Source organism: Nocardioides sp. (assembly GCF_036503465.1).
Lineage (GTDB): Bacteria > Actinomycetota > Actinomycetes > Propionibacteriales > Nocardioidaceae > Nocardioides.
The window spans coordinates 145,473-154,084 of record NZ_DASXWU010000032.1 but is presented as its reverse complement, the minus strand read 5'-3'; the positions used below and the strand labels follow the sequence as shown (position 1 = coordinate 154,084).

Below are 8,612 nucleotides of genomic sequence, written 5' to 3'. Positions count from 1 at the left end.
CGACGCCGACGGCAAGCGCCGGATGATGCAGGAGGACGTCGAGCGCGGCCAGGAGTTCCGCAAGTGCATCGAGTGCTTCCTGTGCCAGAACACCTGCCACGTCATCCGTGACCACGACGACAACAAGCCGGCCTTCGCCGGGCCACGCTTCTTCCTGCGGTACGCCGAGCTCGACATGCACCCGCTCGACACCGTCGACCGGCGCAAGGTCACTCGCGAGCAGGCCGGGCTCGGCTACTGCAACATCACCAAGTGCTGTACCGAGGTCTGCCCCGAGAACATCCACATCACCGACAACGCGATCATCCCGATGAAGGAGCGCGTGGTCGACCGCACCTACGACCCGCTGGTGTGGCTCGGCAACAAGATCGGCATCCGCGACAAGGACCGCGACTCCCGCGCGGAGCTCTGACCGCCGAGCCGTCCCCCGGGTAAAACCTGTCCGGTCTGGGCCCGCGTACTCACGCGCGGCTGTGACGTCCCACTCGACGATGGTGGGCATGAACACAGGTGACCGAGTCACGAGCACCGGGACGACCAAGACCGACGTACGACGCGCCGTGCTGGCGGTGACGATCTCGTCGTTCAGCATCGCGGCCCTGATGGGGATCGCGGCCCTGCTGGGCGCCGGCGACCTCGGCGAGACCAGCGTGCGGGTACTGCTCACCACTGTCGTGGTCGGCTGTGCCAGCGTCGTGACGCTGTGCTGCCTCGCGGTCGTCGGCCGCCGCTTCGAGCCGGTGGGCGTGGTCGGCTTCCTGGTCGCCCTCGGCACCGCCGGACTCGGCCTGCTGATGGTGTGGGGTGGGTCCGACGACCTGATCGAGAACCTCTACCACACCTTCGGGGTCGCGGTCACCGCGTCGCTCACGCTGGCGCAGATCTGTCTGGTCCTCGGGCTCGCCGGCGCGCGGCGCTCCCTCGCGCCGCTGATGTGGGGCACGGTGGGTCTGGCCCTGGTCGTCGCGGTCATGGTGAGCTCGATGATCACCGGAAACGACGCCTCGGACAGCTTCCTCCGGGGCCTCGGGGTCGTCGGCATCCTCGACGTGCTCGGGACGCTGGTCACGATCGCGGTCGGCGTCTTCGGCCGGGGCGACCGCTCGCTGACGGTCACTCTGTCACCGGCACTGGCGGCCCGGCTCGAGGCCGAGAGCGCCGCCACCGGTCGGCGGGTGCGCGACCTGGTCGACGACGCGCTCGTCCACCACTACGGCATGCCCGCCGACTAGCCTCAGGCGACCTCCTGCTGGATCTCCTCCAGCGGCTTGCCCTTGGTCTCCGGCACCTTCCAGGAGAAGAAGGCGATCGACAGCACCGCGAGAGCGGCGTACAGGAAGAACACGCCTTCCCGGCTGATCGCGTTGCTCAGGCTCAAGAAGGTCTGGGCCACCAGGAAGTTCGCGCCCCAGTTGGCGATCGTGCAGATCGCCATGGCCTTGCTCCGCATGCCGATCGGGAAGATCTCCGAGATCATCAACCAGAAGACCGGGCCGAGTCCGACCGCGAAGCTGGCGATGAACAGCAGCAGGCCCGCCAGCGCCACCCAGCCGTAGCTGTCCTGCAGGGTCGTCGACGAGAAGTAGATGCCCAGGACGACCAGGGCGACCAGCAGTCCGATGGTGCCCGTGATCAGCAGGACTCGGCGTCCCAGTCGGTCGAGCAGCAGCACCGCGATGATCGTGAAGACCACGTTGGTGACCCCGACCGCCACGGTCTGCGCCAGCGCCGCGGCGTTGCCGAGGCCCGTGTCGGACAGGATCGTGGGCGCGTAGTAGATCACCGTGTTCACCCCGACGAACTGCTGGGCGATCGCCAGCACGAGGCCGACCAGCAGCATCGGCCGTAGGCGCCCGGTGAAGAGCTCACCGAAGCGGGTCTTCTTCTCCCGTTCGTTCTCCTCCTCGATGTCCTTCAGCTCGTCGTCGACGTCGGTGTCGTCGTCGTTCTCGCGCAGGTCCTCCAGGACGTCGCGCGCCTCGTCCTCGCGGCCCTGCATCGCCAGCCAGCGCGGGGTGTGCGGGACGGTCAGCATGCCGACCGCCAGCACGGCGCCGGGGATCGCGGCCACGCCGAGCATCCAGCGCCACTCGTCGGTGACGCCCTTGAGCGCGAAGTTCACGATGTAGGCGACCAGGATGCCCGTGGTGATCGCCAGCTGGTTGAAGGACACCAGCCCGCCGCGCACCCGAGGGGGCGACACCTCGGAGATGTACAGCGGCGCCACGAACGAGGCCGTCCCGACCGAGAGCCCCAACAGGAAGCGGAACCCGATCAGCATCTCGGCGTTCACCGAGAAGGCGCAGCCGAGCGCACCGATCACGTAGACGCTGCCCGAGATCACCTTGGTCCACTTGCGGCTCAGTTTGTCGGCGATGTACGCCGAGATCAACGCGCCGAACATCGCACCGAGGAGCAGGACGGCGACGATCGCCTGCTGCTCGAACGTGTTGGCGTTCAGGTCCGACTTGATGAACAGCAGCGCACCCGAGATGACTCCGGTGTCGTAGCCGAAGAGCAGACCGCCGATGGCTGCGATGACCGAGATCCGGACCAGGAGGCCGTTGCCGCTCGACCGCATCTCCTTGACGAAGGTGGTGGACATACCGGATCGGTACCCCTGCCCGAGAACTACATGCGCAGCCGCATGTATCAGTGCCGCGAGGCGGGGTCGCCCGAACGGTGGTCGGCGACGGCGCGCAGCACGTCGGCGTGGGTGGGCTTCCCGTCGGGGTGGTGGTGATGGCAGACGTACCAGGAGGTCCCCTCGACCGGCTGCTTGGCGAGCCGCCAGCACCGCGTCACGTGGCACCGGTGCTTGCGGTAGAGGCCGAACACGGCGCCGAACAGGGCCAGCTGGCCGAGGTCCGCCCCGACCCCGGACCAGACGTTGTACCACTCGCGCCCGTCGGACCCGAGGACGTGACCGAGCCCCATCACCATCACAAGCCTCGATGGTGCCAGCGGACCCGGCCGCAACGCGGCAGGCGCGTCGGGACCGGGTCCGGGCAGGGGATGGGGGGACGAGCGATACGGGAGGGTCAGCGGGGGGAGTACGCAGGGGCGAGGCGGGCCAGGGCGAGGGCGGCGAGCAGGAGCCCGAAGTCGCGCAGGGCGACGTCGCCGTACCCGCCGAGCACGAGGAGGTCCACGATGATGCCCGCCAGCCAGAGGGCCACGACGTACGAGCCGATCCTGGGCCGCCAGGCGACGAGGAGGCCCGCGACGACCTCGATCACGCCGACCGCCAGCATCGCCTGGTGGGCGGTGCCGGGAACCAGGTCGTTGAACGGGCCGGCCAGGTACTTCGACCAGTCGGTCATCACGTTCGCGAACTTGTCGAGGCCGAACAGGATCGGCGCGACGGTGAACGCGGTGCGCAGGATCAGGAAGGCCTCCTGCCCGGCGCGGCCGGCGTCGGCGCGGACGGACGGGGAGGTGGGGACGGTCGAGGAGGCCATGACCGCGGGTTCCTTTCTAACTGACATTGTGATCTCTATTAGAAACCCTGGCACGGTCTATCGTCAAGAGTTTTGTCAGTTAGAGATCGCTCCCGGCTCGGCCGGACCGTCGGCCGGCAGTCGAAAACCTCACACCGCGTGGCTGACGCGGATCGCCCACTCCTAACCTTGCTGGCATGACCGACGAGGTGGCCGGCGGGCTCGAGGAGCCCGAGGAGCTGCAGCCCGAGCAGGGTGCGCTCCGCCTCGCCGCACCCGAGGACGACGCCACCCGGGCCGACTGGGAGAAGGCCGCGGCCGCGGTGCTCCGCAAGGGCGGGCGGCTCACCGACGACGACTCCGACGACGCCGTCTGGGCAGCGCTGACGCGCACGACGTACGACGGGATCCCCGTGCCGCCGCTCGGGACCCCGGACCTCCTCGACGACCTCGTGACCTCCGGGCGTCCGACGCGCACGGGCGACTGGGACATCCGGGTCCCGCTGCACGAGCCCGACGGCACGGCGCTGCCGGACCTGGAGAACGGCGCGACGTCGCTGTGGCTGGTCTCGGGACGTCTCGCGGACCAGCTCGAGGGGGTGATGCTCGACCTGGCCCCGGTGGTCCTCGAGAACGGCACCCCCTCGACGGCACGCCGGCTGCTCGAGATCGCCGCCGAGCGGGGCATCCGCCTGCATCCCGACTCCAACCTCGGCGCCGACCCGCTGGGGACCCGGGTTCGAGGCGACAGTCACTCCGGCAGCGACGAGGGGATGGTCGAGATCGCGCGGCTGGCGCTCGAGCACGGCGTGCGCGGTGTGGTCGTCGACGCCACCTCGGCGCACGACCTCGGCGCCTCCGACGCGCAGGAGGTCGGGTACAGCCTGGCCGCGGGCGCGACGTACCTCCGGATGCTGACGGCCGCCGGGATGACCGTCGACGAGGCCGCGGGGCTGCTGGAGTTCCGGTACGCCGCCACCGACGAGCAGTTCCCGACCATCGCCAAGCTGCGAGCCGCGCGGCGTTGCTGGGCGCGGCTGCTCGGCCTCAGCGGCGCCTCCGGCGAGCAGCGGCAGCACGCGGTCACGAGCCGGGCGATGCTGAGCGCCTACGACCCGTGGGTGAACATGCTGCGCGGCACCGTCGCGGCGTTCGCGGCCGGTGTGGGTGGGGCCGAGGCCGTGACCGTGGTCCCCTTCGACAGCCCCCTCGGTGAGCCCGACGCCTTCGGCCGGCGGATCGCGCGCAACGTCTCCTCGCTCCTCCTCGCCGAGTCGCACGTCGGTGCCGTCACCGACCCAGCCGGCGGCGCGTACGCCGTCGAGAAGCTCACCGACGACCTGGCGACCGCCGCCTGGGCCGAGCTCCAGCGGATCGAAGGGGTCGGTGGGATCGGCGCCGCGCTCGAGGACGGCTCGTTCCTGGGACGCGTCGAGGGCGTGGCCGCGACCCGGGCGCGCGACGTCGCCACCCGGGCGAAGCCGATCACCGGCCTCAGCGAGTTCCCGCACCTCGGGGAGACCCTGCCCGAGCGTGTGGGCCGTCCCGACCAGGTACGACGCTGGGGCGCGGCGTTCGAGGCCCTCCGTGCCGACCCACCCGCGCAGCATGTCTTCCTGGCCACCCTCGGTCCGGTGGCCCAGCACACGGCCCGGGCGAGCTTCGCGGCGAACCTGCTCGCCGCGGGCGGGATCCCGGTCGATGTCGCCGGCGCCACCGAAGGGGTCGAGGACGTGGTGACGGCCTACCAGGGCCAACGGGTCGTGTGTCTGGCCGGCTCCGACACGGCGTACGACGCGTGGGGTCGCGATGCGGCGGAGGCGCTGCGCGGCGCCGGCGCGACGCGGGTGATCGTGGTGGTCACCGACGCTCCGGCCTGGGCCGACGACTCGTGCGCGGCGGGGGTCGACGCCGTCGAGTTCCTGACGCGGACCCGCGAGGCGCTGCGATGAGCGTGCCGGAGAGCTTTGCGGACCTGCCACTGGCGTCGGAGGGTGGTTTCGAGACGCTCGCAGAGCTCGCTCCTCGACCACCGGAGAACGGCGCAGGGCTCGCTCCTGGACCACCGGAGGGGTGGCACAGTCCCGAGGGGATCGAGATCAAGCCCCTCTACACGCGGGCCGACCTCGAAGGCCTCGACGCGCTGGCCACCTGGCCGGGCTTTCCGCCGTACCTGCGCGGGCCCTACCCGACGATGTACACCACCCAGCCGTGGACCATCCGGCAGTACGCCGGGTTCTCGACCGCCGAGGAGTCCAACGCGTTCTACCGGCGCAACCTCGCGGCCGGCCAGAAGGGGTTGAGCGTCGCCTTCGACCTCGCGACCCACCGCGGCTACGACTCCGACCACCCGCGGGTCCGCGGTGACGTGGGCATGGCCGGCGTGGCCATCGACTCGATCTACGACGCGCGCACGCTCTTCGACGGCATCCCGTTGGACCGGATGTCGGTGAGCATGACCATGAACGGCGCGGTGCTGCCGGTGATGGCGCTGTACATCGCGGCCGCGGAGGAGCAGGGGGTCAAGCCGGAGCAGCTGTCGGGGACCATCCAGAACGACATCCTCAAGGAGTTCATGGTCCGCAACACCTACATCTACCCGCCCGGTCCGAGCATGCGGATCGTCGGCGACATCTTCAGCTACACCGCCGAGCACATGCCGAGGTTCAACTCGATCTCGATCTCCGGCTACCACATGCAGGAGGCGGGAGCGACCGCCGACCTGGAGCTGGCCTACACACTGGCCGACGGAGTGGAGTACCTCCGCACCGGCGTCGCCGCCGGTCTCGACGTCGACCGGTTCGCGCCGCGGCTCAGCTTCTTCTGGGCCATCGGGATGAACTTCTTCATGGAGGTCGCCAAGATGCGCGCGGCCCGCGCGCTGTGGGCGCGGCTGGTGCGCGACTTCCGGGCGCGGGACCCGAAGAGCCTGAGCCTGCGCACGCACTGCCAGACCAGCGGCTGGAGCCTGACCGCCCAGGACGCCTTCAACAACGTCGCCCGCACCTGCATCGAGGCGATGGCGGCGACCCAGGGTCACACCCAGAGCCTGCACACCAACGCCCTCGACGAGGCGATCGCGCTGCCCAGCGACTTCAGCGCCCGGGTCGCCCGGAACACCCAGCTGCTGCTCCAGCAGGAGAGCGGCACCACCTGGACCATCGACCCGTGGGCCGGCAGCTACTACGTCGAACGGCTCACCCACGACCTCGCCGAGCGCGCGTGGGCCCACATCCAGGAGGTCGAGCGCGCCGGCGGCATGGCGCGCGCGATCGAGGAGGGCATCCCGAAGCTTCGGATCGAGGAGGCCGCGGCGCGCACCCAGGCACGGATCGACTCCGGGGCCCAGGCCGTGATCGGCGTGAACACCTACCGGGTCGACGACGGTGCCGATGCAGCGCCGCTCGACGTACTGAAGGTGGACAACGACGAGGTCTACCGGCAGCAGGTGGCCAAGCTCGAGCAGCTCCGGGCCGAGCGCGACGACGAGGAGGTACGGCGGTCGCTCGAGGTGCTCGCCGCCACGGCGTCGGACGAGGGGAACGGGAACCTGCTGGCCGCGGCCGTCGACGCGGCGCGCGCCAAGGCGACCGTCGGCGAGATCAGCGGAGCCCTGGAGCAGGTGTGGGGCCGCCACCGGGCGCAGATCCGTACCATCTCCGGTGTGTTCAGGGACGAGTCCGACTCGGCCGGCGGTGGCCTGGTCGAGGAGGTCCTGGACGCGACCGCGGCGTTCGAGGAGGCCGAGGGTCGCCGCCCGCGGATCCTGATCGCGAAGATGGGCCAGGACGGCCACGACCGCGGGCAGAAGGTGATCGTCAGCGCGTTCGCCGACATGGGCTTCGACGTCGACGTCGGGCCGCTGTTCTCCACGCCCGAGGAGGTCGCCCAGCAGGCGGTCGACGCCGACGTGCACATCGTCGGGGTGAGCAGCCTCGCGGCCGGCCACCTGACCCTGGTGCCGGCGCTGAAGAAGGCGCTGGCCGAGCACGGCCGCGACGACATCATGGTGGTGGTCGGCGGGGTGATCCCGCCGGCGGACGTGAGGACCCTCGAGGAGATGGGCGCGGCCGCCGTGTTCCTGCCCGGCACCGTGATCGCGCGCTCGGCGCTCGACCTGCTGGCCCGCCTGCGCGAGCAGCTCGACAGCCGATGACCGAGGTCGACGACCTTGTCCAAGGGGTGCGGGAGGGTCGCCGCGCGGCGGTCAGCCGCGCGATCACGCTGGTCGAGTCCAGCAAGCCGGGACACCGCGCGCTCGCACGCGAGCTGCTGAGTGGTCTCGACTCCGCTCGACCACCGAGGGCCGAGCTGTCGGTGCGGGTCGGGATCTCGGGGGTGCCCGGAGTCGGGAAGTCGACCTTCATCGAGGCTCTGGGCGGCCGGCTCACCCGGTCGGGCCACCGGGTCGGCGTGCTCGCGGTCGACCCCAGCAGTCGCCGTACCGGCGGGTCCGTGCTCGGCGACAAGACGCGCATGCCCGACCTCGCCGCGGACGAGCACGCCTACATCCGGGCGAGTCCCAGCGCCGGCACCCTCGGCGGGGTCGCCCGAGCCACCAGCCAGGCGATGCTGGTGCTCGAGGCGGCGGCGTACGACGTGGTGCTGGTCGAGACCGTCGGGGTCGGCCAGTCGGAGACCACGGTGGCCGGCATGGTCGACACCTTTCTCTTCCTGACCCTGGCGCGTACTGGCGACCAGCTGCAGGGGATCAAGCGCGGCATCCTCGAGCTCGCCGACGTGATCGCGGTCAACAAGGCCGACGGTGACCGGGAGGCGGAGGCTCGGGCCGCTGCCCGCGAGCTCGGCGGGGCGCTGCGGATGGTGCACGGGCGCGACCGGGCTCCGGCGGTCGTCACCTGTTCCGGCCTGACCGGGGCCGGAGTCGACGACGTGTGGCAGCGCGTCGTCGACCACCGTGAGCACCTCGGTGCCGACGGGCTGGCCGAGAAGCGGGCCCACCAGCAGCTCGACTTCGCCTGGGCACTGGTGCGCGACGAGCTCGAGCAGCGGCTGCGCCGCTCGGGGCCGGTGCGCCGGGTGCGCTCCGGCGTACGCGAGCTCGTGCTGCGGGGGGAGCTGCCGGCGGTCGAGGCAGCCGACCGCATCCTCGCGGCGTACGACGACCGTGACGATGCGGGGCCCGGGCCGGGCGTGAACTAACCTCGGACC

At 71.0% G+C, this 8,612-nt stretch carries 8 protein-coding genes; 5 read left to right on the top strand and 3 right to left on the bottom strand.

Going from position 1 to position 8,612, the window contains the following annotated elements; translation table 11 throughout:
- The coding region (locus VGK78_RS05690) for a 4Fe-4S dicluster domain-containing protein (RefSeq protein WP_331526519.1) at positions 1-412 on the top strand (412 nt) is incomplete at its 5' end.
- Between the two features lie 88 nt (positions 413-500).
- Entirely contained in the window at positions 501-1,232 is a 732-nt protein-coding gene (locus VGK78_RS05685) for a hypothetical protein (RefSeq protein WP_331526518.1), read from the top strand.
- Positions 1,233-1,234: 2 nt separating this feature from the next.
- Here the strand turns inward: VGK78_RS05685 and VGK78_RS05680 are convergent, their stop codons facing one another.
- The 3 genes from VGK78_RS05680 to VGK78_RS05670 form a co-directional block, all read right to left on the bottom strand.
- Positions 1,235-2,605 carry a sugar porter family MFS transporter gene (locus VGK78_RS05680; RefSeq protein ID WP_331526517.1) on the bottom strand — a complete coding sequence of 457 codons (1,371 nt, stop codon included), beginning with the start codon at positions 2,603-2,605 and terminating at the stop codon, positions 1,235-1,237.
- 47 nt (positions 2,606-2,652) lie between these two features.
- On the bottom strand, positions 2,653-2,943 hold the full coding sequence (locus tag VGK78_RS05675) for a hypothetical protein (protein WP_331526516.1): 291 nt from the start codon (positions 2,941-2,943) through the stop codon (positions 2,653-2,655).
- A 98-nt stretch (positions 2,944-3,041) separates the two neighbouring features.
- Positions 3,042-3,461: a hypothetical protein gene (locus VGK78_RS05670; RefSeq protein WP_331526515.1), complete on the bottom strand. Its 420-nt coding sequence runs from the start codon at positions 3,459-3,461 to the stop codon at positions 3,042-3,044.
- 176 nt (positions 3,462-3,637) lie between these two features.
- On the opposite strand from VGK78_RS05670, the gene VGK78_RS05665 reads away from it, so the two are divergent.
- Genes VGK78_RS05665 through meaB form a run of 3 tightly spaced genes read left to right on the top strand, consistent with a single transcriptional unit; the run spans position 3,638 to position 8,603 of the window.
- The gene (locus VGK78_RS05665) at positions 3,638-5,392 is read left to right on the top strand and encodes a methylmalonyl-CoA mutase family protein (protein ID WP_331526514.1); all 1,755 of its coding nucleotides are present in this window, start codon (positions 3,638-3,640) and stop codon (positions 5,390-5,392) included.
- Entirely contained in the window at positions 5,389-7,596 is a 2,208-nt protein-coding gene (gene scpA / locus VGK78_RS05660) for a methylmalonyl-CoA mutase (protein WP_331526513.1), read from the top strand. The genes VGK78_RS05665 and scpA overlap by 4 nt, the downstream gene beginning before the upstream one ends.
- Positions 7,593-8,603 carry a methylmalonyl Co-A mutase-associated GTPase MeaB gene (gene meaB, locus VGK78_RS05655; protein WP_331526512.1) on the top strand — a complete coding sequence of 337 codons (1,011 nt, stop codon included), beginning with the start codon at positions 7,593-7,595 and terminating at the stop codon, positions 8,601-8,603. Before scpA ends, meaB begins: the two co-directional genes overlap by 4 nt.
- Positions 8,604-8,612: the final 9 nt, after the last annotated feature.